This window comes from Pseudomonas jessenii, from assembly GCF_002236115.1.
Taxonomy (GTDB): Bacteria; Pseudomonadota; Gammaproteobacteria; order Pseudomonadales; family Pseudomonadaceae; genus Aquipseudomonas; species Aquipseudomonas jessenii.
Window position 1 is genome coordinate 261,104 of the sequence record NZ_NIWT01000006.1, and the last position, 26,632, is coordinate 287,735.

Annotated in this window: 23 protein-coding genes and 1 pseudogene; 16 read left to right on the forward strand and 8 right to left on the reverse strand. The window is 60.3% G+C overall.

Annotation, left to right across the window (positions count from 1 at the left end):
* The first annotated feature begins 138 nt into the window (after window positions 1-138).
* The 16 genes from PSJE_RS21330 (at window position 139) to mdoH (ending at window position 21,285) form a co-directional block, all read left to right on the forward strand.
* Complete coding sequence (locus PSJE_RS21330; protein ID WP_057712389.1) at window positions 139-1,608, forward strand: purine-cytosine permease family protein; 1,470 nt, start codon at window positions 139-141, stop codon at window positions 1,606-1,608.
* Between the two features lie 69 nt (window positions 1,609-1,677).
* Entirely contained in the window at window positions 1,678-2,646 is a 969-nt protein-coding gene (locus tag PSJE_RS21335) for an ABC transporter substrate-binding protein (protein WP_090452627.1), read from the forward strand.
* A 70-nt stretch (window positions 2,647-2,716) separates the two neighbouring features.
* A complete protein-coding gene (locus PSJE_RS21340; RefSeq protein ID WP_057712387.1) occupies window positions 2,717-3,568 on the forward strand; it encodes an ABC transporter permease in 852 nt (283 codons plus the stop codon).
* The gene (locus tag PSJE_RS21345) at window positions 3,565-4,395 is read left to right on the forward strand and encodes a quaternary amine ABC transporter ATP-binding protein (protein ID WP_052961897.1); all 831 of its coding nucleotides are present in this window, start codon (window positions 3,565-3,567) and stop codon (window positions 4,393-4,395) included. The genes PSJE_RS21340 and PSJE_RS21345 overlap by 4 nt, the downstream gene beginning before the upstream one ends.
* A gap of 149 nt (window positions 4,396-4,544) precedes the next feature.
* On the forward strand, window positions 4,545-6,068 hold the full coding sequence (gene hutH, locus PSJE_RS21350; RefSeq protein WP_090452628.1) for a histidine ammonia-lyase: 1,524 nt from the start codon (window positions 4,545-4,547) through the stop codon (window positions 6,066-6,068).
* 119 nt (window positions 6,069-6,187) lie between these two features.
* Window positions 6,188-7,720, forward strand: coding sequence for a histidine ammonia-lyase (gene hutH, locus PSJE_RS21355; protein WP_090452629.1), 1,533 nt, complete (start codon window positions 6,188-6,190; stop codon window positions 7,718-7,720).
* Window positions 7,721-7,829: 109 nt separating this feature from the next.
* Window positions 7,830-9,236, forward strand: coding sequence for an amino acid permease (locus PSJE_RS21360; RefSeq protein WP_057712384.1), 1,407 nt, complete (start codon window positions 7,830-7,832; stop codon window positions 9,234-9,236).
* 17 nt (window positions 9,237-9,253) lie between these two features.
* Window positions 9,254-10,459, forward strand: coding sequence for an imidazolonepropionase (gene hutI / locus PSJE_RS21365; RefSeq protein WP_090452631.1), 1,206 nt, complete (start codon window positions 9,254-9,256; stop codon window positions 10,457-10,459).
* A 10-nt stretch (window positions 10,460-10,469) separates the two neighbouring features.
* Entirely contained in the window at window positions 10,470-11,273 is an 804-nt protein-coding gene (gene hutG / locus PSJE_RS21370; protein WP_057712382.1) for an N-formylglutamate deformylase, read from the forward strand.
* 264 nt (window positions 11,274-11,537) lie between these two features.
* Window positions 11,538-12,494, forward strand: coding sequence for a choline ABC transporter substrate-binding protein (locus tag PSJE_RS21375; RefSeq protein WP_090452633.1), 957 nt, complete (start codon window positions 11,538-11,540; stop codon window positions 12,492-12,494).
* Between the two features lie 161 nt (window positions 12,495-12,655).
* Entirely contained in the window at window positions 12,656-13,573 is a 918-nt protein-coding gene (locus tag PSJE_RS21380; protein WP_090452635.1) for an alpha/beta hydrolase, read from the forward strand.
* A gap of 116 nt (window positions 13,574-13,689) precedes the next feature.
* On the forward strand, window positions 13,690-14,892 hold the full coding sequence (locus PSJE_RS21385) for an SRPBCC family protein (protein WP_090452637.1): 1,203 nt from the start codon (window positions 13,690-13,692) through the stop codon (window positions 14,890-14,892).
* Window positions 14,893-15,180: 288 nt separating this feature from the next.
* Complete coding sequence (gene pip, locus PSJE_RS21390; protein WP_057712379.1) at window positions 15,181-16,152, forward strand: prolyl aminopeptidase; 972 nt, start codon at window positions 15,181-15,183, stop codon at window positions 16,150-16,152.
* A complete protein-coding gene (gene dtd, locus PSJE_RS21395; RefSeq protein WP_090452639.1) occupies window positions 16,149-16,586 on the forward strand; it encodes a D-aminoacyl-tRNA deacylase in 438 nt (145 codons plus the stop codon). The genes pip and dtd overlap by 4 nt, the downstream gene beginning before the upstream one ends.
* A 321-nt stretch (window positions 16,587-16,907) precedes the next feature.
* On the forward strand, window positions 16,908-18,722 hold the full coding sequence (locus PSJE_RS21400) for a glucan biosynthesis protein G (protein WP_090452641.1): 1,815 nt from the start codon (window positions 16,908-16,910) through the stop codon (window positions 18,720-18,722).
* Entirely contained in the window at window positions 18,715-21,285 is a 2,571-nt protein-coding gene (gene mdoH / locus PSJE_RS21405) for a glucans biosynthesis glucosyltransferase MdoH (RefSeq protein WP_090452643.1), read from the forward strand. Before PSJE_RS21400 ends, mdoH begins: the two co-directional genes overlap by 8 nt.
* A gap of 197 nt (window positions 21,286-21,482) precedes the next feature.
* Here the strand turns inward: mdoH and PSJE_RS32255 are convergent, their stop codons facing one another.
* The 8 genes and pseudogenes from PSJE_RS32255 to hisI all read right to left on the reverse strand — a co-directional run bounded on the left by PSJE_RS32255 (window position 21,483) and on the right by hisI (window position 26,595).
* Window positions 21,483-22,355 (reverse strand): methyl-accepting chemotaxis protein, encoded by an 873-nt coding sequence (locus PSJE_RS32255; RefSeq protein ID WP_408003796.1) that lies wholly within the window; start codon window positions 22,353-22,355, stop codon window positions 21,483-21,485.
* Window positions 22,338-23,399, reverse strand: a pseudogene (locus tag PSJE_RS32260) (methyl-accepting chemotaxis protein); the annotation flags it as partial. The gene PSJE_RS32255 and the pseudogene PSJE_RS32260, both read right to left, overlap by 18 nt.
* 222 nt (window positions 23,400-23,621) lie before the next feature.
* Window positions 23,622-24,329: a 16S rRNA (uracil(1498)-N(3))-methyltransferase gene (locus PSJE_RS21415; RefSeq protein ID WP_090452647.1), complete on the reverse strand. Its 708-nt coding sequence runs from the start codon at window positions 24,327-24,329 to the stop codon at window positions 23,622-23,624.
* Entirely contained in the window at window positions 24,326-25,120 is a 795-nt protein-coding gene (gene tatC / locus PSJE_RS21420) for a twin-arginine translocase subunit TatC (RefSeq protein ID WP_057712372.1), read from the reverse strand. The genes PSJE_RS21415 and tatC overlap by 4 nt, the downstream gene beginning before the upstream one ends.
* Window positions 25,117-25,560, reverse strand: a complete 444-nt coding sequence (gene tatB, locus PSJE_RS21425; RefSeq protein WP_090452649.1) for a Sec-independent protein translocase protein TatB — start codon at window positions 25,558-25,560, stop codon at window positions 25,117-25,119. The genes tatC and tatB overlap by 4 nt, the downstream gene beginning before the upstream one ends.
* A 10-nt stretch (window positions 25,561-25,570) precedes the next feature.
* Window positions 25,571-25,843, reverse strand: coding sequence for a twin-arginine translocase TatA/TatE family subunit (locus PSJE_RS21430; protein WP_057712370.1), 273 nt, complete (start codon window positions 25,841-25,843; stop codon window positions 25,571-25,573).
* A gap of 25 nt (window positions 25,844-25,868) precedes the next feature.
* Window positions 25,869-26,201, reverse strand: coding sequence for a phosphoribosyl-ATP diphosphatase (locus tag PSJE_RS21435; protein ID WP_007975564.1), 333 nt, complete (start codon window positions 26,199-26,201; stop codon window positions 25,869-25,871).
* Complete coding sequence (gene hisI / locus PSJE_RS21440) at window positions 26,194-26,595, reverse strand: phosphoribosyl-AMP cyclohydrolase (RefSeq protein WP_007989281.1); 402 nt, start codon at window positions 26,593-26,595, stop codon at window positions 26,194-26,196. Before hisI ends, PSJE_RS21435 begins: the two co-directional genes overlap by 8 nt.
* Window positions 26,596-26,632: the final 37 nt, after the last annotated feature.

Below are 26,632 nucleotides of genomic sequence, written 5' to 3' on the forward strand. Positions count from 1 at the left end.
GGAGCGAGCTTGCTCGCGATGAGGGCGACACATTCAACACTTGTGCTGTCTGACAGATTGCTATCGCGAGCAAGCTCGCTCCCACAGAAGCCAACACCGACAACCGATATACCTATAACAATCCACAGAGGTTGAATCATGGCTGTTAACAGCGAACGTGCAGGCAACAAACCGTTGATCGAGAAGCGTTCGATCGACTACATCCCGGAAGCGGAAAGACACGGTCGTCTGTTTAGCCAGTTCACCCTGTGGATGGGTGCCAACCTGCAAATCACCGCGATTGTCACTGGTGCATTGGCGGTGGTGCTTGGCGGTGATGTGTTCTGGTCGTTGATCGGTCTGTTGATCGGCCAACTGCTCGGCGGTGGCGTAATGGCGCTGCATGCGGCGCAAGGCCCGAAGCTTGGCCTGCCGCAGATGATTTCCAGCCGGGTACAGTTCGGCGTGTACGGCGCGGCCATCCCGATCGTGCTGGTGTGCCTGATGTACCTGGGCTTCACTGCAACGGGAACCGTGTTATCCGGCCAGGCGCTGGGCCAGTTGTTTGGCGTCAGCGACAGCGTCGGTATCCTCATTTTTGCCAGTGTCATCGTGCTGGTCACGGTGCTCGGTTATCGGGTGATCCATTGGATCGGCCGAGTTGCCAGCGTCATCGGTGTGATTGCCTTCGTTTATCTGTTCTGGCGCCTGATGAGCCAGACCGACGTCGGCGCTCTCCTGCAAATCCGTCACTTCAGCTGGAGCAGCTTCCTGCTGGCGGTGTCGCTCGCGGCGTCCTGGCAGATCGCGTTCGGCCCTTACGTGGCTGACTACTCACGCTACCTGCCGAGCAATATCTCCTCGGTGAAAACCTTTTTCGCCGCAGGTGCGGGTTCGGTCATTGGCGCACAGGTGGCGATGGTCCTCGGCGTGTTCGCTGCCGCTTCGGCCAACGGGCAATTCGCCGGTCACGAAGTGGCCTACATCGTTGGTCTGGGCGGTACCGGTGCCACTGCTGCGCTGCTGTACTTCAGCATCGCGTTCGGCAAGGTCACCATCTCCACGCTGAACTCCTACGGTAGCTTCATGTGCATTGCGACCATCATCAGCGGTTTCCGTGGTGACCTGAAGGTGACGCACTTGCAGCGTCTGGTCTTCGTGCTGGTCATCGTCGGTGCTGCGACTCTGATGGCGTTGCTCGGTCAGCACTCGTTCCTCGGCGCGTTCAAGTCTTTCATCCTGTTCTTGCTAGCGTTCTTTACCCCCTGGAGCGCGATCAATCTGGTGGACTACTACTGCATCACCCGCGAGCGCTATGACGTACCGGCTCTGGCCGATCCGAATGGTCGCTACGGTCGTTGGAACCTCCTCGGTATCAGCGTCTATGTGTTCGGTGTGCTGGTGCAGCTGCCGTTCATCTCCACTAAGTTCTATACCGGTCCGCTGGTGGCGGCCCTGGGTGATGTGGATATTTCCTGGGTCATCGGTCTGGTGCTTCCCGCCGCCCTGTATTACCTGTGTGCAAAAAAATGGCACGGCACAGTGCCTGATCGTTTGATCCTGCCGGTCGAGCAGGGCGCGATCACAGAACAAAAGCTGAATGTCGGTCGCGCTGCGGCGCAGGCCTGATTGGACGTGGACAGGGCTGGATGCCTCTTGACTGCCGTAAGCCAATTCATGATTAGGAGCGTCATAACAATGAAATCGAACAAGACCCTGCTGACCGCATTGCTTTCCATGGGCCTGCTGGCCAGCGCTGGCGCCACTCAGGCGGCGGGTTGGTGCGAGTCGGGTAAACCGGTGAAGTTCGCCGGCTTGAACTGGGAAAGCGCCATGCTGCTGACCGACGTGATGCAAGTCGTGTTGGAGAAAGGCTACGACTGCAAGACCGACAGCCTGCCGGGCAACTCCATCACCATGGAAAACGCTCTGAGCAGCAACGACATTCAAGTGTTTGCCGAAGAGTGGGTCGGCCGCAGCGAAGTCTGGAACAAGGCCGAGAAGGCCGGCAAGGTCGTCGGTGTCGGCGCCCCGGTTGTTGGCGCGATCGAAGGCTGGTACGTGCCTCGCTACGTGATCGAAGGCGACGCCAAGCGTAAGCTGGAAGCCAAGGCTCCGGACCTGAAAAACATTGCTGACCTGGGCAAATACTCGGCGGTGTTCAAGGACGCCGAAGAGCCTTCCAAGGGCCGTTTCTACAACTGCCCGGCCGGCTGGACCTGTGAGCTGGACAACAGCGAAATGCTGAAAAGCTACGGCCTGGAAAGCACCTACACCAACTTCCGCCCAGGCACCGGCCCGGCGCTGGATGCCGCTGTGCTGTCGAGCTACAAGCGTGGCGAGCCGATCCTGTTCTACTACTGGTCGCCAACGCCTTTGATAGGCCAGATCGACGCGGTGAAACTCGAAGAGAAACCAGGCGTGAACAAGACAGTGACCATCAAGGTCGGCTTGTCCAAGACGTTCCACGACGAAGCGCCTGAACTGGTGGCCGTGCTGGAAAAGGTCAACGTGCCAATCGACCTGCTGAACCAGAACCTTGGGCGCATGACCAAAGAGCGGATCGAATCACCAAAACTGGCCAAGATCTTCCTGAAGGAACATCCTGAAGTCTGGCACGCATGGGTGAGCGAAGACGCAGCCAAGAAAATCGACGCGGCCTTGTAGGTTGGGCTTCTCCGGCTGTCGGCAGCGGCAGTCGGACGCTTGATCGCAACCCCTTGATTGAGAGTCTCTTATGTTTCCCGAAAGCTTTACCTTTTCCATCGCCGACTGGGTCAACGGTTGGGTCGATTCGCTGGTTACCAACTACGGCGACGTTTTCCGCAGCATCTCCGACACCCTGCTGTGGGCCATCGTCAATCTTGAAGGCCTGCTGCGTGCTGCACCCTGGTGGCTGATGCTGGCCATCGTGGCCGGTGTGGCCTGGCACGCGACCCGCAAGGTCGTGACCACTGCCGTCATCGTTGGTTTGCTGTTCCTGGTGGGTGCGGTCGGCCTCTGGGACAAGCTGATGCAGACCCTGGCGCTGATGATGGTGGCGACGATCATTTCGGTGTTGATCGGCATTCCGCTGGGCATTCTCTCGGCGCGCAGCAACCGCCTGCGTTCGGTGCTGATGCCGTTGCTGGACATCATGCAGACCATGCCGAGCTTCGTGTACCTGATCCCGGTTCTGATGCTGTTTGGCCTGGGCAAGGTCCCGGCGATTTTCGCCACGGTGATCTACGCCGCACCACCGCTGATCCGTCTGACCGATCTGGGCATTCGCCAGGTCGACGGCGAAGTGATGGAAGCGATCAACGCCTTCGGTGCCAACCGCTGGCAGCAACTGTTCGGTGTGCAACTGCCACTGGCCCTACCGAGCATCATGGCCGGGATCAACCAGACCACCATGATGGCCCTGTCGATGGTGGTGATCGCCTCGATGATCGGTGCCCGTGGCCTGGGTGAAGACGTGCTGGTGGGGATTCAGACCCTCAACGTCGGGCGTGGCCTTGAAGCCGGTCTGGCGATCGTGATTCTGGCTGTGGTGATCGACCGCATTACACAGGCGTATGGTCGCGCACGGCATGAGGTGAGCAAATGAACAACGCAACCGTGAGCAAGATCGAAGTCAAGAACGTCTTCAAGATTTTCGGCAACCGTTCCAAGGATGCGCTGGCCATGATCGGCCAGGGCAAGACCAAGGACCAGGTCCTGGCCGAAACCGGCTGCGTGGTCGGCGTGAACGACCTGTCGCTGAGCATCGGCAGCGGCGAGATCTTCGTGATCATGGGCCTGTCGGGCTCAGGCAAGTCGACCCTGGTGCGCCACTTCAACCGCCTGATCGACCCGACCAGCGGCGCGATCCTGGTGGACGGCGTGGACATCCTGCAATACGACATGGAAGCCCTGCGCGAATTTCGTCGGCGCAAGATCAGCATGGTGTTCCAGAGCTTTGGCCTGTTGCCGCACAAGAGCGTGCTGGACAACGTCGCCTACGGCTTGAAAATCCGTGGCGAAAGCAAAGCCATGTGCGCTGAGCGTGCGCTGCACTGGATCAACACCGTGGGCCTCAAGGGCTACGAAAACAAATACCCGCACCAGCTATCCGGCGGCATGCGTCAGCGTGTGGGCCTGGCCCGCGCCCTGGCGGCGGACACTGACATCATCCTGATGGACGAAGCGTTCAGCGCCCTCGACCCACTGATCCGCGCGGAGATGCAGGACCAGTTGCTGGAACTGCAAAAGACCCTGCACAAGACCATTGTCTTCATCACCCACGACCTCGACGAGGCCGTGCGCATCGGCAACCGCATCGCGATTCTCAAGGATGGCCGCCTGATCCAGGTCGGCACGCCAAGAGAGATCCTGCATTCGCCGGCGGATGAGTATGTCGACCGCTTTGTGCAGCGTCGGGCGGCGGTGGTTTAAAGGTTTGTGCCGGCTGTGCTGGCCCCATCGCGAGCAAGCTCGCTCCCACAGTGGATCCCCGGTGTTCACAAAACCTGTGGGAGCGAGCTTGCTCGCGATGAGGCCGGTAAAGATGCATCAATATTCAGGTTTGTACGCAGAGGTTGAAGATGTCCCAGGCTGAAAAAATCGTTATCACCGAGTCGCAGGTCAGTTGGCAGGATGTGGTCGCCGTTGCTCGTCATGGCGCACAGCTTGAACTGTCGGCACCGATCTGGGCGCGCATCGAGAACGCACAGGCCATCGTCCAGCGCATTGTCACCAGCGGCGAACGTGCCTACGGCATCAACACCGGCCTGGGCGCGCTGTGCAACGTCTCGCTGCAGGACGAACAACTCAGCCAGTTGTCGCGCAACACCTTGCTCAGCCACGCTTGCGGCGTGGGTGCACCGCTGACTGACGAGCAGACCCGCTCGATCATGTGCGCGGCCATCGTCAACTACAGCCACGGCAAATCCGGCTTGCACCGTCAGGTCGTCGAAGCGCTGCTGGCGCTACTCAACCGGGGCATCACCCCGCAGGTGCCGTCCCAGGGTTCGGTGGGTTACCTGACTCACATGGCGCACATCGGCATCGCGCTGCTGGGCGTGGGCAATGTCAGCTATCGCGGGCAGATCGTTTCCGCGCAGCAAGCGCTGGCCGAAGAAGGTCTGCAACCAGTCAAGCTCGGTGCCAAGGACGGTTTGTGCCTGGTCAACGGTACGCCGTGCATGAGTGGCCTGAGCTGCCTGGCGATTGCCGATGCCACGCGCCTGCTGGAATGGGCCGACGTGATCGGCGCCATGAGCTTCGAAGCCCAGCGCGGGCAGATCGATGCGTTCGACGCGGAGATCATCGCGCTCAAGCCGCACCCGGGCATGCAACAGGTCGGGATCAACCTTCGGGCCTTGCTCGACGGCAGCGAAGTGATCGCCCAGAGCAAAGGCATTCGCACCCAGGATGCCCTGAGCATTCGCTCGATCCCGCAGGTGCACGGTGCTGCGCGCGATCAACTGGTGCACGCGATCAAACAGATCGAAACCGAGCTCAACGGCGCCACCGACAACCCGCTGGTGCTAGGTACCGCGGACAATTACCGCGTGGTGTCCCAGGCCAACCCTCATGGCCAGTCCGTGGCAATGGCGGCGGACTTGCTGGCGATCGCCATGGCGGAAATCGGCTCCATCGCCGAGCGTCGTCTGGACCGTTTGATCAACCCGCACGTCAGCGGCCTGCCGGCTTTCCTGGTGGCCAACCCGGGCGTGAACTCCGGGATGATGATCGTGCAATACGTGGCCGCTTCGCTGTGCGCGGAGAACCGTCAACTGGCGCAACCGGCAGTCCTCGACAATTACGTCACTTCCGGTCTTCAGGAAGATCACCTGAGCCTGGGCACCAACGCCGCACTGAAGCTGCATCGCGCGCTGGAAAACTGCACGCAGATCCTCGCCATCGAGTATTTGCTGGCGGCCCAGGCGTTTGAATTCTTGAAGGAACAACGCTTTGGTGCGGGCACCGATACCGCTTGGCGTCTGCTGCGTGAGCGAGTTCCTGCCTACGACCAGGACCGCTGGCTGGCACCAGACATTGCCGCCGCTGCCAGTGTTCTGAAAGACCCTGTTTTGCTGCAAAAAACGTTACCGAATTTGAATTGATTTCCCTATAAAACCAGCGTGCCAAGGCGCCACCCCCTCAAAAAGGGGGAAGCGACGGACAACGGACATCTCCGGAGCGTCTGGTTAGTTAATAGCTAACTCTCAAAAGGAGCACAAAAATGACTGCGCTAAATCTGATTCCCGGCCAACTGACCCTCGCCCAACTGCGTGACGTCTATCAGCAGCCGGTGAAACTGACCCTCGACAACAGCGCCTCGGCCCAGATCGAAGCCAGCGTTGCCTGCGTGGAACAGATCCTCGCCGAGAACCGCACCGCCTACGGTATCAACACCGGTTTCGGTCTGCTGGCCTCGACCCGCATTGCCAGCGAAGACCTGGAAAACCTGCAGCGCTCGCTGGTGCTGTCCCACGCCGCCGGTGTCGGCCAGCCGATCAGCGATGAGCTGGTGCGTCTGATCATGGTGCTCAAGGTCAACAGCCTGAGTCGTGGTTTCTCTGGCATCCGTCGTGTGGTGATTGACGCGCTGATCGCCCTGATCAATGCCGAGGTTTACCCGCACATTCCATTGAAAGGCTCGGTCGGTGCTTCCGGTGACCTGGCGCCTCTGGCCCACATGTCGCTGGTGCTGCTGGGCGAAGGCAAGGCTCGCTACAAGGGCGAGTGGATGGAAGCCACCGAAGCGCTGAAAGTTGCTGGTCTGACCCCGCTGACCCTCGCCGCGAAAGAAGGCCTGGCGCTGCTCAACGGCACCCAGGTGTCCACCGCGTTTGCCCTGCGTGGCCTGTTCGAAGGTGAAGACCTGTTTGCTGGTGCCTTGGCACTGGGCGGCTTGACCGTTGAAGCGGTCCTGGGCTCGCGTTCGCCGTTCGACGCCCGTATCCATGCTGCCCGTGGCCAGAAAGGCCAGATCGACGCCGCCGCCGCTTATCGCGATCTGCTGGGCGAGCGCAGCGAAGTCTCCGACTCCCATGAAAACTGCGAGAAGGTACAAGACCCGTACTCCCTGCGTTGCCAGCCACAAGTCATGGGTGCCTGCCTGACCCAGTTCCGTCAAGCGGCCGAAGTACTGGCGATCGAATCCAACGCCGTTTCCGACAACCCGTTGGTTTTCGCCGCTGAAGGTGACGTGATCTCCGGTGGCAACTTCCACGCCGAGCCGGTGGCCATGGCCGCTGACAACATGGCATTGGCCATCGCTGAAATCGGTTCCCTGAGCGAGCGCCGTATCTCGCTGATGATGGACAAGCACATGTCGCAACTGCCGCCGTTCCTGGTGGCCAACGGCGGTGTGAACTCCGGCTTCATGATCGCCCAGGTGACCGCAGCGGCATTGGCCAGCGAGAACAAGGCGTTGTCCCATCCGCATTCGGTGGACAGCCTGCCGACTTCCGCCAACCAGGAAGACCACGTATCGATGGCTCCGGCGGCTGGCAAGCGCCTGTGGGAAATGGCCGAAAATACCCGTGGGATTCTCGCGGTGGAATGGCTGGCGGCAGCCCAGGGCCTGGACCTGCGCAATGGTCTGAAGACTTCGCCAAAACTGGAAAAAGCCCGTGCCATTCTGCGTAACGAAGTGCCGTTCTATGAGAAGGACCGCTTCTTTGCACCGGATATCAACGCTGCGAGCGAGTTGCTGGCTTCCCGTTGCCTGAACGAGCTGGTTTCGGCGAAGTTGCTGCCTAGCCTGTAATTGCCCCTTCGCGAGCAAGCCCGCTCCCACATGGATTGCGTTGAACCTGTAGGAGCTGGCTTGCCAGCGATTCGATTTTGCGTCGGATAACAATAATTAGGGACGAGAAATGCAACAGCCAGAAAAAGGTTTGAAACGCGGGCTCTCTGCCCGACATATTCGCTTCATGGCGCTGGGGTCGGCAATCGGCACCGGGCTGTTTTATGGATCTGCCTCGGCCATTCAAATGGCCGGTCCTGCGGTACTGCTCGCTTACCTGATCGGTGGTGCGGCGGTGTTCATGGTCATGCGCGCCCTCGGTGAGATGGCGGTGCACAACCCGGTGGCCGGCTCTTTCGGCCAGTACGCCAGCACCTACCTGGGGCCGATGGCGGGCTTCATCCTCGGTTGGACCTACGCATTCGAAATGGTCATCGTCGGCATGGCCGATGTCACTGCATTCGGTATCTACATGGGCTTCTGGTTTCCGGAGGTTTCCCGCTGGATCTGGGTGCTGGGTGTCGTTTCCATCGTTGGCGGCCTGAACCTGTGCAACGTCAAAGTCTTCGGTGAAATGGAGTTCTGGCTGTCGCTGCTCAAGGTCGCCGCCATCGTCGCGATGATCCTGGGTGGTTTCGGCATCATGTGGTTCGGCATCAGCTCGGCCCCCGGCCAAGCGACCGACATCAGCAACCTCTGGAGCCACGGCGGCTTCATGCCCAATGGCATGGGCGGTCTGATTGCTTCGTTCGCGGTGGTGATGTTTGCGTTTGGCGGTATTGAAATCATCGGTGTAACGGCAGGTGAAGCCAAAGACCCGCAGCACGTGCTGCCCCGGGCGATCAATGCTGTACCGTTGCGGATCCTGCTGTTCTATGTGCTGACGATGCTGGTGCTGATGTCGATCTTTCCATGGCAGCAGATCGGCAGCCAGGGCAGCCCGTTCGTGCAGATTTTCGACAAGCTGGGGATCAGCTCGGCGGCCACCATCCTCAACATCGTGGTGATCACGGCGGCGATTTCGGCGATCAACAGTGACATCTTCGGCGCTGGCCGCATGATGTTCGGTCTGGCCCAGCAAGGGCATGCACCCAAAGGCTTCGCCCGCCTGTCGCGCAATGGCGTGCCATGGATGACGGTGGTGGTGATGAGTGCCGCGCTGTTGCTGGGCGTGTTGCTGAACTACCTGATCCCGGAGAATGTGTTCCTGCTGATCGCTTCCGTCGCGACCTTTGCCACCGTGTGGGTCTGGCTGATGATTCTGGTGACCCAAGTGGCCATGCGCCGGTCCATGAGCGCCGAGCAGGTTGCACAACTGAAGTTCCCGGTACCGCTCTGGCCTTATGCGCCGGCGGCGGCGATTGCCTTCATGCTGTTCATTTTCGGCGTGCTGGGCTATTTCCCGGACACCCAGGCAGCGCTGATCGTCGGCGTGGTCTGGATCGTGTTGCTGGTGCTGGCTTACCTGACGTGGGTGAAACCGGCGGCGGGCCAGGCAGCCCTGGTGACGCAGGATCCTAATTTTTCTCATCGATAACCTAATGGAGGCCAAGGATGAAAACTCTCTGGCAACACTGTCACGTCGCAACCATGGCACAAGGCGTCTACTCGATCATCGAGGATGCGGCCATCGTGACGTCAGGAGCGCACATTGAGTGGATCGGCCCGCGCGGTGAGTTGCCGGCGGGCGAGTACCCGGCCGTCAATGATTTGAACGGGGCCTGGGTCACACCGGGCCTGATCGACTGCCACACTCACACGGTGTTCGGCGGTAACCGCAGCGGTGAATTCGAACAGCGCCTGCAAGGCGTCAGCTACGCGGAAATCGCCGCCAGCGGTGGCGGTATCGCCAGCACCGTACGCGCCACCCGCGCAGCCAGCGAAGATGAACTGTTCGCCAGTGCCGCCAAGCGCCTGAAAAGCCTGATGCGTGATGGCGTTACCAGCATCGAAATCAAGTCCGGCTACGGCCTGGACCTGGCCAACGAGCGCAAGATGCTGCGTGTGGCCCGTCGCCTCGGCGCCGAACTGCCGGTCAGCGTGCGCAGCACCTGCCTGGCGGCTCACGCCTTGCCGCCGGAGTACAAGGATCGCGCTGACGACTATATCGATCACATCTGCGCCGACATGCTCCCGGCCCTGGCTGCCGAAGGGCTGGTCGACGCCGTGGATGCGTTTTGCGAGTACCTGGCGTTCTCCCCGGCGCAGGTCGAGCGGGTGTTCATTACCGCCCAGGCACTGGGCCTGCCAGTGAAGCTGCACGCCGAGCAGTTGTCGTCGCTGCATGGCTCGAGCCTGGCGGCGCGTTACCATGCGTTGTCTGCCGATCACCTGGAGTTCATGACCGAGGACGACGCCATCGCCATGGCCAAGTCCGGTACGGTCGCGGTGCTGTTGCCCGGCGCCTTTTACTTCCTGCGTGAAACCCAATTGCCGCCGATGGAAGCCCTGCGCAAGCACGGCGTGAAAATCGCCATCGCCAGCGACCTCAACCCGGGCACCTCGCCAGCGCTGTCGTTGCGCCTGATGCTGAACATGGCTTGCACCTGCTTCCGCATGACCCCGGAAGAAGCCCTGGTCGGCGCGACGATTCATGCCGCCACCGCGCTGGGCATGGCCGATACTCATGGTTCGCTGGAGGTCGGCAAGGTCGCGGATTTTGTCGCCTGGCAAATCGATCGTCCGGCCGACCTGTGTTACTGGCTGGGCGGCGACCTGGAAAAACGCGTCGTGCGCCACGGCGTCGAATCAAGTCTGTAGGAGATCTGTTGTGGATAAGGTTCTGAACTTCAAACAAGGCCGCGTACCGCTGCTGATCAGCATGCCCCACGCTGGCGTGCGCCTGACGCCTGCGGTCGAAGCCGGGTTGATCCCTGACGCGAAAAGCCTGCCGGACACCGACTGGCACATCCCGCAGCTATACGACTTCGCCGCGGAACTGGGTGCAAGCACCCTGGCGGCCGAGTACTCGCGGTTCGTCATCGACCTTAACCGACCGTCCGACGACAAGCCTTTGTACGTGGGGGCGACCACCGGCCTGTACCCGGCGACGCTGTTCGACGGCATTCCGTTGTTCCGCGAAGGGCTGGAGCCTTCGAAAGAAGAGCGCGCGACTTATCTGGAGCAGATCTGGACGCCGTACCACAGCACCTTGCAGCAGGAACTGGCGCGGCTGAAGGCCGAGTTCGGCTATGCGCTGCTGTTCGATGCGCACTCGATCCGTTCGATCATCCCGCACCTGTTCGACGGCAAGTTGCCGGACTTCAACCTCGGCACCTTCAACGGCGCCAGTTGCGATCCACAGCTTGCGACCCGACTGGAAGCGATCTGCGCGCTTCACGACAACTACACCCACGTACTCAACGGGCGCTTCAAGGGCGGGCACATCACTCGCCATTACGGCAATCCGGCCGAGAACATCCACGCGGTGCAACTGGAGTTGGGGCAGTGCACCTACATGGAAGAGTTCGAGCCGTTCCGCTATCGCCCGGATCTGGCGGAACCGACGCGGTTGGTGCTCAAGGAGTTGCTGCAAGGCTTGCTGGCCTGGGGCGAAAAACACTACAAGCGCTAAAGCCTGACGCGTAACCCTGTGGGAGCGAGCTTGCTCGCGATAGCGGTCTGTCTGTTACATCTATGTCGACTTATCCACCGCCATCGCGAGCAAGCTCGCTCCCACAGGTAAGTGTTCATTTTGAAAGCGCGACGTAACAGTCGCCACCGTGCAAAACACGGTCGCCACAGGTCGCTTTTACCGCTCGTCTGCTGCGTAATGTTCTGGCCACGGTGCACAAAGACACCGACCTCACAATAATCGCTGCCGCACGAGATGCTCTCTATGACAAGCACCAAAGGTTTGTTCGCCCGCTGTCTCTCAATCCTCTGCGGCACGGCTCTCCTGAGCACCGGCGCCCTGGCCGCTGACGACGCCTCCTGCAAAACAGTGCGCATGGGCGTGGTCAACTGGACCGATGTGATCGCCACCAGCGGCATGGCCGACGTGTTGCTCAATGGCCTCGGCTACGAAAGCAAACAGACCAGCGCCGTTCAGCAAATCATCTTCGCCGGGATCCGCGACAAGCGCCTGGACATTTTCCTTGGTTACTGGAAACCGGCGATGGACAAAAACATCGCGCCGTTCCTGGCCGCCAATCAAGTCAAAGTCATGGACAAGCCGAGCCTGGCTGATGCCCAGGCCACCCTTGCAGTCCCTGACTATGTAGCAGCGGCGGGCCTGAAGACCTTCTCCGACATCGCCAGATTCAAGGATCAGCTTGGCGGCAAGATCTACGGGATCGAGCCGGGCAGCGGCGCCAACACCACGATCAAGACCATGATCGAAACCAATCACTTCGGCCTGAAGGATTTCAAACTGATCGAGTCCGGTGAAGCCGGCATGCTCGCCGCCGTACAGCGCGCCGTGAATCGCAAGGAGTTCGTGGTGTTCGTCGGTTGGACTCCACACCCGATGAACATCAACATGAAGATCGCCTACCTGACCGGCAGCGATGATGTGTACGGCCCGAATGAAGGTGCTGCGACCGTTTCCACCGTAACCGCGCCGGATTACGCCCAGCGCTGCCCGAACGTCAATCGACTGCTGGAAAACCTGACCTTCACCGCCGCCCAGGAAAGCCAGTTGATGGTACCGATCATGGAGCGCCAAACGGCTCAGGATGTCGCGAAAAAATGGCTGCGCGAGCATCCGGAAGATCTCCAGCGCTGGCTGGCGGGTGTCAGCAGTTTTGATGGCAAGGATGGCGTGGCCACGGTTCAGACCAGTCTGAAGAACTGACACCTTTCCAGATGTTTGCAAAACCTGTGGGAGCGAGCTTGCTCGCGATGGCGCCCTCACATTCAACATCTATGTTGCCTGTCAGTTCGCAATCGCGAGCAAGCTCGCTCCCACAGGTCATAAGTACGTCTTAAAAACCTGAACAGGCTTGCACCAGTCTTATGGCTCCTTATCCACTTTCCGAGCAGATGACGGCTTTCGTCGAGAAAACCGTCAGTTTCAACAGCACTGACGGCAGCCCCGACGGATTGCGCCAGGCCTACAGCGAGATGTGCCGGGCATTCACGCCGCCGCGTCCCGCCGGGTTGTATGTGGTCGATTTCGAGTTGGCGGGGGTTGCCGTTCGTTCGTATCAGCCGCCGGTTTCACCTTCTGCTGGTGGCGTGCCGTGCATCGTTTATCTACATGGCGGTGGCTGGGTGGTGGGGGATCTGGATTCCCACGACTTCATTTGCGCGGAACTGGCCTCGATCCTCGGCGTGTTGGTGATCGCCGTCGATTACCGTCTGGCACCGGAACATCCGTTTCCGGCGGCCTTCGACGATTGCCTCAAAGTCTGGCGAGCACTGCGCACCGGGCCGTTTAAACTTGACCCTGCGCGTACGCTGGTGGCCGGCGACAGCGCCGGTGGCAACCTCGCGGCAGCGTTGTGCCTGGCGCTGCGCGATGCCGGCGAGCCGGTGCCGTGCGCGCAGGTCCTGATCTATCCGGGGTTGGGCGGCGATCACCGGCTGCCGTCGCGCAGTGAGTGCATCGACGCGCCGTTACTCAGCAGCAGTGACGTCGATTGCTATCACTCGCTTTACCTGCAGGGCACCCGCCATCCGAATGCCTACGCCATGCCATTGCTCGCCACGGATTTCAGCAGACTGCCACCGGCATGGATCGCCGTGGCGCAATTCGATCCGTTGCGCGATGACGGCGTGCTGTATGCCGAGCGACTGAACGCTGCCGGTGTGACGGCGACGCTGTATTACGGCGAAGGGCTGGTACACGGTTGTTTGCGGGCGCGGGGGCAGGTAGCCGAGGTGGATGTGTTGTATGAAAGGTTGCTCGGATACCTGGCTGTAAAGCTCTGATCTACAGCAACCGTTTGTCGAGACTGTTATTTTTGACAGGTCATTAATTTTTTGATTCACGTTAAAACACTTCTGGAACGCAGGCGATCGTGCCTGCCCACAGGAGCAAGAAAATCATGGCACGTACAAACAAGGATACGAAGGATAGTGCGGCGGACTCTCGCGAACGTGCGGTGGCTACAAAACCGCCTGCCCCCGAAATGCTCTGGCCAAAAGAAGGTATCAAGCACGACGGAGGTTTTGTTCGTTGCGCAGGCACCTGCCTGGAAGGTGCCGTTGTCCAGATGTTGATCCTCCCTGATACCACATGGAAAGATGTGCCGGCGATCGGGACTAATTGGAGTCTTACGCTAGAAAAGATGGTGCCTGGAGTCCAGCGCCTCCACGTACGGCAAATCCTCGACGCTGCTATTTCAGATCCAACTCCAGTGCGCGAGATCATTGTGCGCGAGCCGTCCTCCAATGTACCCCCGCCGGTGGTAACCCTTCCGCTCGTCAACAGCCTTATGCCAATCAACCAAGAAGTGCGGTTCGAGGGAACCTGCGAACCAGGCGCGAGTGTGTCCATCCGCGATGTCGACGAAACCGTGATCGGGGAAGCCAGCGTCACTGGCACCACATGGTCTTTTGAACACATCTGGACTAGTAGTGAAGTTGTCTATATCAAAATCGTACAGTCAGTAAGTAACGTGTTGTCTGACCCGACGGAGCGCTGGATTGGCGTAGGACTGAGTAGCGACGGGATCGAAGTGAAAGTGACGGAGCCTGAGGCCGAAAATGTCAATGTTCCCTTTGGAGGTTATCTTGATTTGAAGGGTGTCTGCACGCCCTGTTCGAATGCGGGGAGTGTTATCCGGGTGGAGCATGCTCAAATGGGATTTTATACAGGTTATATAGTGGACGATCGTTGGGTGGTCTCCCGCGTCGGTCCATTTACTTCTCGTCCTCCTGAATTCGAACGCCTGTATGTTTCTGTGCAAGATGGAGCCGAAAACGGGATTCCGTCGCGTCGTGACATCCGCATTGTCAGCACTGAGCCAGTCGGCATCAAGCCCGAGCCGCCAAGCATCAGGGTGCCTGAATCAGGAGGCACATATCCCATCGGCGGCATGGCTATCGACGGTTTGTGCATAAAAGGAGCGACTGTCGAGCTTTTGGATGAAAGAGGTGTCAAGTTGAATGATGCATTAGTGGTGGATAACAAGTGGTACACCTCGTTTACTTGGGGCCCAGGAGTTCATCGCATCAAAGCGTGGCAGAAGACAGGCGACATTTTTTCCGAGCCAAGTCCACTCGTTGAGTTCACTGTGACGCCGTAGAATGGGCGATGTACTTGAGTTCATCTTTCGATAGCGTCTGAACCAGGATGGCGGCTCAACGCTCCAAAAAACCGCTGTTTCAGTCGTGCGCTGAAATAGCGGTTTTCTTTATTGCATACGAATGCCTTCACAGGCTTCATTTTCGGGCGCGAACCTGAGTGCGACAGGTATCCAGAGCCCTCAATCTCTCCAAGGACATGCTCATCGCCCCATTCGGGTTTATGATGCCCAACGGCAGAATAATAGAAGTCCCCCCAGGGATGACCTCGACCCCTTACGGAGCGCGCAATGCAGACTTTGTACCCGCAGATCAAACCCCACGCCCGGCACGATCTGGCCGTCGACGAGACCCACACGCTGTATGTCGACGAAAGCGGTTCACCGGAAGGTTTGCCGGTGGTGTTCATCCACGGCGGCCCCGGTGCCGGATGTGATGCCCAGAGTCGGTGCTACTTCGATCCAAATCTTTATCGCATCGTCACCTTCGACCAGCGCGGTTGTGGTCGCTCGACCCCCCACGCCAGCCTGGAAAACAACACCACCTGGGACCTGGTCGCCGACCTCGAGCGGATTCGCCAGCATCTGGGCATCGACAAATGGGTGCTGTTTGGTGGCTCCTGGGGTTCGACCCTGGCGCTGGCCTACGCGCAAACCCATCCTGAGCGGGTACACGGCCTGATCCTGCGGGGAATCTTTCTCTGCCGTCCGCAGGAAATCGAATGGTTCTACCAGGCCGGCGCCAGCCGCCTGTTCCCCGATTACTGGCAGGACTACATCGCGCCGATCCCGCTGGACGAGCGCGACGACTTGCTCGCTGCGTTCCACAAACGCCTGGTCGGCAACGACCAGATCGCCCAGATGCACGCGGCCAAGGCCTGGTCGACCTGGGAGGGCCGCACCGCGACCCTGCGCCCTAACCCTCTGGTAGTCGACCGTTTCTCCGAGCCTCAACGTGCGTTGTCGATTGCCCGCATCGAATGCCACTACTTCAGCAACCACGCCTTCCTGGAGCAGAATCAGCTGATCCGCGACATGGGCAAGATCGCCCATTTGCCCGGCGTGATCATTCATGGTCGCTACGACGTGATCTGCCCGCTGGATAACGCCTGGGAATTGCATCAAGCCTGGCCGAACAGCGAACTGCAGGTCATCCGCGATGCCGGTCATGCCGCTTCCGAGCCTGGCATCACCGACGCACTGGTACGCGCCGCCAATCAGATGGCCCGGCGTCTGCTCGACCTGCCGCCTGAAGAAGCATGAAGGGCCTGCTGCAACGGGTGCGCGGCGCGCGGGTCGAGGTCGCGGGCGAGATCGTGGGTGCCGTCGATCAGGGATTGCTGGTCCTGGTAGCCGTCGAGCCCGACGATACGCGGGCCAGCGCTGACAAACTCCTTAATAAGCTGCTTAACTATCGGGTATTCAGTGACGCTGAGGGCAAGATGAATCTGTCCTTGACGGATGTGGGCGGTGGGCTGCTGCTGGTCTCTCAGTTCACCCTGGCTGCCGATACAAAAAACGGGCTGCGTCCGAGTTTCTCGACCGCGGCCCCTCCGGCGTTGGGCGAGCAGCTGTTCGACTATCTATTAAGCAAAGCGAAACAGGTGCATGGCACTGTGGCATCAGGTAGATTCGGCGCGGATATGCAGGTGCACCTGGTCAATGATGGCCCGGTAACCTTCCTGTTACAGACCTGAAAGCGCTTGAAACAAGTTTTTACGTTCATTTCGGCTGAAAACAGGGCTTTTTCGCGATAAATACTTTGTTACCCCTGATGCGTTGTAACGCGGCCTACTAGATAATCCCGCGCTACGGGGATCAGCGTTCGTTGGTCCATTTTGACTTAGGTAGAGACTTGTCCGGATCCGATTGGGGAATCATTTCGCCACAGCGGAGTCGGAACAATGCTCGCCAACTTGGCAAGAGTGGTTTGCAAGGGCGGTTTTTTCATACCGTACACCGTGCAGGCCCTTTAACTGGCCGTTGGTTTTTTGATCTGTTTTCGGCGAGGGTTGCTCGTGATTGTTAGTCCCTGTAACGCACCAAAATTGTCTGCCAAACGGTTACGCAGCGCCCTGGTAGCGGGCTCTGCACTGCTCTGCCTGCTCAGCGCCGGTCAGCTTTGGGCATTCAGTCTGGATGATGTATCGGTCAAGGCAAAAGAACTGGCCGCGCAGAAATTCGAAGCGCCGCGCAGTAACCTGCCGAACGAGTTCCGCGACATGAAATTCGCGGACTATCAGAAAATTCGTTTTCTGACGGAAAAAGCCGAGTGGGCTGACCAGAAGACGCCGTTCAAGCTGTCCTTCTATCACCAGGGCATGCATTTCGATACGCCGGTGAAAATCAACGAAATCACCGCGAACACCGTCGAAGAGATCAAATACGATCCGAGTCGTTTCGACTTCGGCGATATGAAGTTCGATCCAAAGGCCACCGAACAACTGGGTTATGCCGGTTTCCGTGTGCTGTACCCGATCAACAAGGCCGACAAGCAAGACGAAATCATGACCATGCTTGGCGCGAGCTACTTCCGCGTCGTCGGCAAGGGTCATGTCTATGGTTTGTCCGCTCGCGGCATGGCGCTTGATACCGCATTGCCGTCCGGCGAAGAATTCCCGCGTTTCCGCGAGTTCTGGATTCAGCAGCCCAAGCCGGGCGACAAGCACCTGGTGATCTTCGCCCTGCTGGATTCCCCTCGTGCCACCGGTGCCTACCGCCTGACCCTGCGTCCGGGCAGCGACACCATCGTCGACGTCAAGGCGCAGATGTTCCTGCGTGACAAGGTCGGCAAACTGGGCATCGCCCCGTTGACCAGCATGTTCCTGTTCGGCGCCAACCAACCGTCGAAAGTACTGAACTACCGTCGCGAGCTGCACGATTCCAGCGGCCTGGCGATCCATGCCGGCAACGGCGAGTGGATCTGGCGTCCGCTGAACAATCCGAAGCACCTGGCCGTGAGCAACTTCAGCGTTGAAAACCCGCGTGGCTTCGGTCTGCTGCAACGTGGCCGCGACTTCAGCCACTACGAAGACCTCGACGACCGCTACGACAAGCGCCCAAGCGCCTGGATCGAGCCGAAGGGTGACTGGGGCAAGGGCACGGTCGACCTGGTCGAGATTCCGACCGCCGATGAAACCAACGACAACATCGTTGCTTTCTGGAATCCGGAAAAATTGCCGGAACCTGGCCAGCCGCTCGATGTCGCTTATCGTATGCACTGGACCATGGATGAAGCCTCGATTCACGCGCCGGACAGCGCCTGGGTCAAACAAACCCTGCGCTCCACTGGTGACGTCAAGCAGTCCAACCTGATTCGTCAGCCGGACGGCAGCGTTGCCTACCTGGTGGACTTTGAAGGCCCGTCCCTGGCGGCTTTGCCGGCCGAAGCGGACGTTCGCAGCCAGGTCAGCGTCGGCGACAACGCCGAGCTGGTGGAAAACAGCGTTCGCTATAATCCTGAAACCAAAGGCTGGCGCCTGACCCTGCGGATGAAGATCAAGGATCCGAGCAAGTCCACCGAGATGCGTGCCGCGCTGGTGCAGAACATCGTACCGGCGGACCTGGCCAAGACTTCGATTCCGTCGTCGAACTCGTCGGTTGCCAAGGCCGACAAGGTTGCCGCCAAGCAACAAGAGAAAGCGGACAAGGAAGCCAGGCAAGCGGAGGCCAAGCAGGCCGAAGCCAAGCCTGTTGCAGATGCCAAGGACAAGGCCAATAAAGACGCCAAGCAGCCTGTCGCTGCCGACGCGGCCCCAGCCACACCGGAATCGGCCCCGACTGAAGAAGTCCTGACCGAGACCTGGAGCTATCAGTTGCCTGCCGATGAGTAACTCTCAAGTACGGCCAGAAACTCTCTCCGAGTATCTGGCGCATCTGCCGATGACCGACCAGCAGCGCGCGGAACTCGCGGGCTGCAGATCTTTCAGTGAACTGCATGAGCGTCTGTCGTCCTCGACTTTCGACGCGCCAGCCGAGGCCGCCCAGGCTTCGGTCGGCAAGCGCTTGACCCTGAGCACTGCCGAAGAATTGCAGGACGCCGAAATGCTGGTGCTCGACGCCAGCGGTCGCGTCTGCCTTAAGGCGACCCCACCGATTCGTCGGACCAAGGTCGTGCCGGAGCCGTGGCGCACCAATATTCTGGTGCGCGGCTGGCGGCGTCTGACCGGTCGCACCAATCCGCCGAAGCCGCCGAAAGACGAGAACGTGTTGCCGGCCGCGCGCTGGCGCACCGTCGGTTCGATCCGCCGCTACATTCTGCTGGTACTGATGCTCGGTCAGACCATCGTCGCCGGCTGGTTCATGAAAGGCCTCATGCCTTACCAGGGCTGGTCATTCGTCGACCTCGACGAAGTCTTGCACCAACCGTTCCTGCAAACCGCCACCCAAGTGCTGCCATATGCATTGCAGACCAGCATCCTGATCCTGTTCGGGATTCTGTTCTGCTGGGTTTCGGCCGGTTTCTGGACCGCGCTGATGGGCTTTCTCGAGTTGCTAACCGGGCACGATAAATACCGCATTTCCGGTAAAAGTGCTGGTAACGAGCCGATTCCAAAGGATGCGCGCACCGCGCTGGTGATGCCGATCTGCAACGAAGACGTGCCACGGGTATTCGCCGGCCTGCGGGCGACCTTCGAGTCGGTTGCAGCCACGGGTGACCTGGACCGCTTCGACTTCTTCGTCCTCAGCGACAGTAACGACGCCGATATCTGCGTCGCCGAGCAACAGGCCTGGCTTGATGTCTGCCGCGAAGCCGGGGGCTTCGGCAAGATTTTCTATCGCCGCCGTCGTCGTCGCGTAAAACGTAAAAGCGGCAACCTCGACGACTTCTGCCGTCGTTGGGGCGGTGACTACAAGTACATGGTCGTACTCGACGCCGACTCCGTGATGAGCGGTGAGTGCCTGACCAGTCTGGTACGCCTGATGGAAGCCACACCGGACGCCGGGATCATCCAGACCGCGCCGCGTGCGTCGGGCATGGACACCCTTTATGCTCGCATGCAGCAGTTCGCCACCCGCGTGTACGGTCCGCTGTTCACTGCCGGCCTGCACTTCTGGCAGTTGGGCGAATCGCACTACTGGGGCCACAACGCGATCATCCGCATGAAGCCGTTCATCGAGCACTGCGCCCTGGCGCCATTGCCCGGTAAAGGCGCATTCGCCGGTGCGATTCTGTCCCACGACTTCGTCGAAGCCGCGCTCATGCGTCGTGCCGGTTGGGGCGTGTGGATTGCCTACGATCTGCCGGGCAGCTATGAAGAACTGCCGCCGAACCTGCTGGACGAACTCAAGCGCGACCGTCGCTGGTGCCACGGCAACCTGATGAACTTCCGCCTGTTCCTGGTCAAGGGCATGCACCCGGTGCACCGCGCGGTGTTCCTGACCGGCGTGATGTCCTACCTGTCGGCGCCGTTGTGGTTCTTCTTCCTGGTGCTGTCGACCGCGCTGCTGGCGGTCAACACGCTGATGGAGCCGCAATACTTCCTCGAACCGCGTCAGCTCTATCCGCTGTGGCCACAATGGCATCCGGACAAGGCGATCGCGCTGTTCTCGACCACCATCGTGCTGCTGTTCCTGCCGAAGCTGTTGAGCATCATCCTGATCTGGGCCAAGGGTGCAAAAGAGTTCGGCGGCAAGTTCAAGGTGACCCTGTCGATGCTCCTGGAGATGTTGTTCTCCATGCTGCTGGCGCCGGTGCGGATGATTTTCCACACCCGTTTCGTACTGGCCGCGTTCCTCGGCTGGGCCGCGACCTGGAACTCGCCGCAGCGTGACGACGACTCCACGCCATGGAGCGAGGCGGTCAAGCGCCACGGTCCGCAAACCTTGCTGGGCTTCTTCTGGGCCATGCTGGTGATCTGGCTGAACCCGAGCTTCCTGTGGTGGCTGGTGCCGATCGTCGGTTCGCTGATGCTGTCGATCCCGGTGTCGGTGATCTCCAGCCGTGTCGGCCTGGGCCTGAAGTCCCGTGACGAGAACCTGTTCCTGATCCCTGAGGAATACAATCCGCCGCAGGCACTGCTGGCGACCGACCAGTACACCCACGAAAACCGCTGGCACGCGCTGAACGACGGCTTCGTCCGCTCGGTGGTCGACCCGCAGCAGAACGCCCTGGCGTGCTCGTTGGCGACTTCCCGGCACAATCAGTCCGAGCCGATCGAATGGCTGCGGATCGAACGAGTTCGTCACGCGATGAAGGTTGGACCTGAAGGCCTGACCAACAACGAGCGTGTGCAGTTGTTGAGCGATCCGGTAGCTCTGGCCCGCCTGCATGAGCAGGTTTGGAGCGAGGGCCATCCAGAGTGGCTGGGCGCGTGGCGCAAGTCGGTGAAGGCCGATCCTCATGCACCGTTGTTGCCGCTCAAGCCGTTGAGCGTGCAGCCTCAGTTGGCATAATAAAAAACCCCGCGAAAGCGGGGTTTTTTATGGCTTGAAGTTTGTTCTTGAGCTTGCACCAGATTCTGTAACGGCAGCGTCTGGCCGATCGATTTCACTTTGGCGTTCATGCGGTTGGCGCAACACTGTCGAGCCCTGCGAGCTTGCCCGCGAAGGCATCACCTCGGTCTTTGGTAGGCCGAGGCATACGGATCACCTCAAACCCTGAACTTGCCCACCAACATCTGCAACTGCGTCCCCAACCGCGCCAGCTCAACGCTGGACGCTGCCGTCTCCTCACTCGCCGCCGACGTTTGATCCGACACATCCCGCACATTCAGCACGCTACGGTTGATCTCCTCAGCCACTGCGCTCTGCTGTTCAGCCGCGGCAGCGATCTGCTGGTTCATCGCCTGGATCGCCGACACCGTGCGGGTGATGCTTTCCAGTGAGCCACCGGCGCGGCGGGTCAGTTCGACACTGCTGTCGGTCAGGGTGCGGCTGTTGTCCATGATGGTCGCCACTTGCTGGGTGCCGTTTTGCAGGCCGACGATCAGCTCTTCGATCTCTTCGGTGGACTTCTGAGTGCGCTGGGCCAGGCTGCGGACTTCGTCTGCCACCACGGCAAAACCACGGCCGGCTTCACCGGCGCGGGCGGCTTCAATCGCGGCGTTGAGGGCCAGCAGGTTGGTTTGCTGGGCCACGGACTTGATCACGTCGAGCACGCTGCCGATCTTGTCGCTTTCGCGCTGCAGATGGCCCATGGCTTCGGTGGAGTGGCCGACTTCGGTGGCCAGGCGCTCGATCTGCGCGATGGCTTCGTTGACTACCTTGTCACCTTCGCGGGCCTGCTGATCGGCGGCGACGGCGGCTTCGGAGGCTTCTTCGGCGTTGCGCGCAACTTCCTGCACGGTGGCGGCCATTTCGTTCATGGCGGTTGCGACCTGATCGGTTTCGACCTTCTGACTGTTGACCCCGGCGCTGGTCTGCTCGGTGACGGCAGACAGCTCTTCAGCGGCGCTGGCGATCTGCGTGACGCCATCGCTGATGCCGCCGATCAGTTCGCGCAGCCCTTGGGTCATGCTTTGCATGGCTCGCTGCAACTGGCCGAGTTCGTCACGGCGCTGCGATGTCAGGTTGTGCGTCAGGTCGCCACTGGCGACGCGCTGGGCCACGATCAGGGTCTGGTTCAATGGAATGATGATCTGTCGGGTGATCGCCCAGGCGGCCAGCAGGCCGAAGGCGATGGCCAGCACGGTGGCGAGGGTCAGCATGTTCTTGGCATGGGCGGCGTCGGTGTCACGCACGACGGTTTGCGAGACGGTGAGTTTCTGGCTCATGTCCAACAGGATGTCGCCTTGGGTGGACATGCGTGCCAGGGCCTTGGCGCTGGTCACCTGGGAGTCGCGGAACTGGCTGACGGCGGCGCGATAGGCCCTCAGCGAGTCAGTTGCCTGTTGCAGGTTGGCGATGTGTTCTTCAGGCAGTTTGGTCGGCAGGCTCTCGAGGTTCTTCAGGGCGTTGTCGATCGCGTCGAGGGCTGGCTGTTCGGCTTCGCTCTTACCGCTGTAGGTGTAGCCGCGAACCTGGAAGCGCGCCTGCTGGATCAGTTTGCTCAGGTCGATCACGCTGTTGAACGCCGCTACGCTGTCGCCTTGCAGCATGGATTTTTCCACTTCGGCGACGCGGGCCACGGCATTGTCGGCAGTGGCGCCGAGCTTGCTGCGGGCGTCTTCACGCTGGGCGCCGGCCTGGGTCATGTCGTTGAAGGCGCGGCGGTATTCGGCGACAGCGGCCAGTTGTTGATCGACCATGGCCGTATCGGCCGGTTGCTCGATCAGGCCGCGGGCGGTCTGCAGGCCGCTTTCGAGTTTGCCTAACAGATCGTTGACGGCGCCGGGACCTTGTTCGCCGCGACGCATCTCGTAATCCAGGCGTGCAATGCGCAGGTCCTTGGTCAGGTCGTTGAGGCTGGCGATGAACCCCAGTTTATCGCCACGGCTGGTCACGCCGCTCAGGCCGCTCCAGCCGGTGAAGGTGATCAGCAGGGTCAGCAGCAGCACCAGACCGAAGCCGATCCCCAGCTTGCGTTTGACGCTGACGTTACCCAGATTCTCGGCTAGCCATTGATACATGCTGAAACTCCCCGGACCAAACAATGGTTTTATGGGGGCTTTATCGGCAGGAGGGCTGGATTCTGTAGGTGACTCCCGATGTACGGGCAAGTGATCATCTGTGGCAAATGTTGACCTGTGGGAGCGAGCTTGCTCGCGATGGCGTTGTTTCAGGCAACACGGATGTCGACTGTTACTCCGCTATCGCGAGCAAGCTCGCTCCCACAGGGACAGTGTCTGGATTTAAAAGAGGCGTGCCAGCAACGCGGTCACGGCGGTTTCGACCCGCAGGATGCGCTCGCCCAGTTGCACCGGTTGCAGACCGGATTTGCCCAGCAGGTCGATCTCGTAGGGAATCCAGCCACCCTCGGGGCCGATGGCCAGGGTCACCGGTTCGCTGAGTGCGCGAGGGCAGGGCGGGTAATTGCCCGGATGCCCCACCAGGCCGAGGGTGCCTTCGGTCATCGCGGGCAGACGGTCTTCGACGAAGGGCTTGAAGCGCTTCTCGATCACGACTTCCGGCAACACACTGTCCCGCGCCTGTTCCAGGCCGAGGATTAACTGCTCGCGAATCGCCTCTGGCTCCAGGAACGGGGTCTGCCAGAAGCTCTTCTCGACGCGATAGCTGTTGACCAGCACGACCCGTGGCACACCCATGGCCGCCACGGTCTGGAACACCCTGCGCAGCATCTTGGGCCGTGGCAGGGCCAATACCAGGGTCAATGGCAGCTTGGCCGGTGGTGGCTGGTCGAGGGTGACGCGCAATTCCGCTTCGTCGGCGTCCAGGCGCAGCACTTCGGCCGAACCCATCAAACCGCCGATTCGCCCGACGCGCATGCTGTCACCGACTTCGCAGCGGTGGACTTCCTGCATGTGGGTCAACCGGCGATCACGCAGGATCACGCGGTCGGCCGCAATGAAATCGGCCTCTTCGAGGAGCAGCAGGTTCACGCTTGGGTCGCTGGCGGCTGGTCGTTGTGATCATCAGCCGGTTGGTCTTCCGGATGGTCGCCGCGCTTGCTGATCAGGCTGCCGAACAGGATGCCGATCTCGAACAACAGCCACATCGGAACGGCCAGCAGGGTCTGCGAGAAGATGTCCGGTGGTGTCAGGATCATGCCGACCACGAAGCAGCCGATGATCACGTACGGACGGATTTTCTTCAGGTATTTGACATCGACCACGCCGATCCACACCAGCAGCACCACGGCCACCGGAATCTCGAACGCTACGCCAAAGGCGAAGAACAGCGTCATGACGAAATCGAGGTAGCTGGTGATGTCGGTCATCATTTCCACGCCGGCTGGGGTGGCGGCAGCGAAGAACTTGAAGATCAGCGGGAACACCAGGAAATAGGCGAAGGCCATGCCGGCGTAGAACAGAAAGATGCTGGAGACCAGCAAGGGCACGGCGATGCGCTTTTCATGCTTGTACAGGCCGGGGGCGATGAAACCCCAGATCTGGTGCAGGATCACCGGAATGGCCAGGAACAGCGAGACCATCATCGTCAGCTTCAGTGGCGTCAGGAACGGCGACGACACGTCAGTGGCAATCATCGTCGCGCCAGCGGGCAGGTACGCGCGCAGCGGCGTGGAGACGAAGGTGTAGATCTGCTGGGTAAAGGCAAACAGCCCGGCAAAGATGATGAAGATCGCCGCTACGCAGCGCAGCAGACGGGTACGCAACTCGGTGAGGTGCGAAACCAGCGGCATGTGCTGGTCGTTTTCAGGGAGATCGCTCATGGGGCTCGCGGCGGCAAAGTGGTGTCATTGGGCGCTGGCGTCGTCGGCGCGGCGGCTGGAGCAACGGGTTCAACCGGCATCTCTGCCACAACAGGCGCAGGTTCCGCCGTCGGAGCAGGTGTCGGGTCGACAGCCGCGGCAGGCGCAAGAATCGTCTGCGTACCCACATGTTCCACCGGCGTCGGCTCCTGCTGGGTCGGCGTGAAGATTTTCCGCGCCTCCTGCTCAAGCGACAGGATGTGCTCGTTGTGCAGTTGCCGACGAATCTCGTCGGCACCGATTTCACGTTCAACTTCCTGTTTGATTGCGTTGAAGCTGCGCTTCAGGCGCCCGACCCACAGGCCGGCGGTGCGCGCAGCGCCCGGCAAGCGCTCGGGACCCAGCACCAGCAGGGCGACGAGGCCGACGAGCAGCAGTTCAGAGAAGCTGATACCAAACATTAGTCAGTGCTCACACGTCTTTGCGGATCGGCTCTTCGACTTTCTGTGCCTGCACGTCGATGGTGTGCGGCTGGTTCACGGATGCCTGTGGCTGAACCGGAGGAACCGGTTGGGCCGGGGTCGCGTTCGGGTCGGCCGGTTTTTCATCGTCGTTCATGGCTTTGCGGAAGCCCTTGATCGACTCGCCGACGTCAGTGCCGAGGTTTTTCAGTTTCTTGGTGCCGAACACCAGTACCACGACAACCAGGATGACGACCCAGTGTTTCCAGTCAAAAATGCCCATGCTGCTGCTCCTCTCTAATAGTTATTCAGGCGGACGGGCGCGAGGCTTTCTCGGCGTGTCCGGAGAGACCGAAACGACGGTCCAGTTCATCGAGTACAGCCTGTGGATGCTGCCCCAATTGGGCGAGCATGACCATGCTGTGGAACCACAGGTCGGCGGTTTCGTAGATCACATCGCTGCAGTCGCCGCTGACGGCGGCGTCCTTGGCGGCGATGATGGTTTCGACCGACTCTTCGCCGACTTTTTCCAGAATCTTGTTCAAGCCCTTGTGGTACAGGCTGGCGACATACGAGCTGTCGGCGGCGGCGCCTTTGCGCTCCTCCAGTACCTCGGCGAGGCGGGTGAGAGTGTCACTCATGTTTGTGCCCTGCGGAATAGATGGCGTGCGGATCTTTCAGGACCGGGTCGACGGTTGTCCAGTCGCCGTTCTCATAGACGCGGTAGAAGCAGCTCTGGCGGCCGGTATGACAGGCGATGTCGCCGATCTGCTCGACCATCAGGATGATGACGTCGGCGTCGCAGTCCAGGCGCATCTCGTGCAGGGTTTGCACATGGCCGGACTCTTCGCCCTTGCGCCACAGCTTGCCACGGGAACGTGACCAGTAAATGGCACGGTTCTCGGCAGCGGTCAGTTCCAGTGCTTCGCGGTTCATCCAGGCCATCATCAGGACGCGCCCGGTCTTGTGATCCTGGGCAATGGCCGGCACCAGGCCGTCAGCGTCCCACTTGATCTCGTCCAGCCAGTTTTTCATCTTCGACTCCGACAGCGGGCTCGACACTTCAATAGCC

Bases quoted from the DNA above. Each gene is read 5' to 3' on its own strand.
- PSJE_RS21330 (WP_057712389.1), top strand. From the start codon at position 139: ATGGCTGTTAACAGCGAACGTGCAGGCAACAAACCGTTGATCGAGAAG.
- PSJE_RS21335 (WP_090452627.1), top strand. From the start codon at position 1,678: ATGAAATCGAACAAGACCCTGCTGACCGCATTGCTTTCCATGGGCCTG.
- PSJE_RS21340 (WP_057712387.1), top strand. From the start codon at position 2,717: ATGTTTCCCGAAAGCTTTACCTTTTCCATCGCCGACTGGGTCAACGGT.
- PSJE_RS21345 (WP_052961897.1), top strand. From the start codon at position 3,565: ATGAACAACGCAACCGTGAGCAAGATCGAAGTCAAGAACGTCTTCAAG.
- hutH (WP_090452628.1), top strand. From the start codon at position 4,545: ATGTCCCAGGCTGAAAAAATCGTTATCACCGAGTCGCAGGTCAGTTGG.
- hutH (WP_090452629.1), top strand. From the start codon at position 6,188: ATGACTGCGCTAAATCTGATTCCCGGCCAACTGACCCTCGCCCAACTG.
- PSJE_RS21360 (WP_057712384.1), top strand. From the start codon at position 7,830: ATGCAACAGCCAGAAAAAGGTTTGAAACGCGGGCTCTCTGCCCGACAT.
- hutI (WP_090452631.1), top strand. From the start codon at position 9,254: ATGAAAACTCTCTGGCAACACTGTCACGTCGCAACCATGGCACAAGGC.
- PSJE_RS21375 (WP_090452633.1), top strand. From the start codon at position 11,538: ATGACAAGCACCAAAGGTTTGTTCGCCCGCTGTCTCTCAATCCTCTGC.
- PSJE_RS21380 (WP_090452635.1), top strand. From the start codon at position 12,656: ATGGCTCCTTATCCACTTTCCGAGCAGATGACGGCTTTCGTCGAGAAA.
- PSJE_RS21385 (WP_090452637.1), top strand. From the start codon at position 13,690: ATGGCACGTACAAACAAGGATACGAAGGATAGTGCGGCGGACTCTCGC.
- pip (WP_057712379.1), top strand. From the start codon at position 15,181: ATGCAGACTTTGTACCCGCAGATCAAACCCCACGCCCGGCACGATCTG.
- dtd (WP_090452639.1), top strand. From the start codon at position 16,149: ATGAAGGGCCTGCTGCAACGGGTGCGCGGCGCGCGGGTCGAGGTCGCG.
- mdoH (WP_090452643.1), top strand. From the start codon at position 18,715: ATGAGTAACTCTCAAGTACGGCCAGAAACTCTCTCCGAGTATCTGGCG.
- PSJE_RS32255 (WP_408003796.1), bottom strand. From the start codon at position 22,355: ATGCAAAGCATGACCCAAGGGCTGCGCGAACTGATCGGCGGCATCAGC.
- tatC (WP_057712372.1), bottom strand. From the start codon at position 25,120: ATGAGCGATCTCCCTGAAAACGACCAGCACATGCCGCTGGTTTCGCAC.
- tatB (WP_090452649.1), bottom strand. From the start codon at position 25,560: ATGTTTGGTATCAGCTTCTCTGAACTGCTGCTCGTCGGCCTCGTCGCC.
- PSJE_RS21430 (WP_057712370.1), bottom strand. From the start codon at position 25,843: ATGGGCATTTTTGACTGGAAACACTGGGTCGTCATCCTGGTTGTCGTG.
- PSJE_RS21435 (WP_007975564.1), bottom strand. From the start codon at position 26,201: ATGAGTGACACTCTCACCCGCCTCGCCGAGGTACTGGAGGAGCGCAAA.
- hisI (WP_007989281.1), bottom strand. From the start codon at position 26,595: ATGAAAAACTGGCTGGACGAGATCAAGTGGGACGCTGACGGCCTGGTG.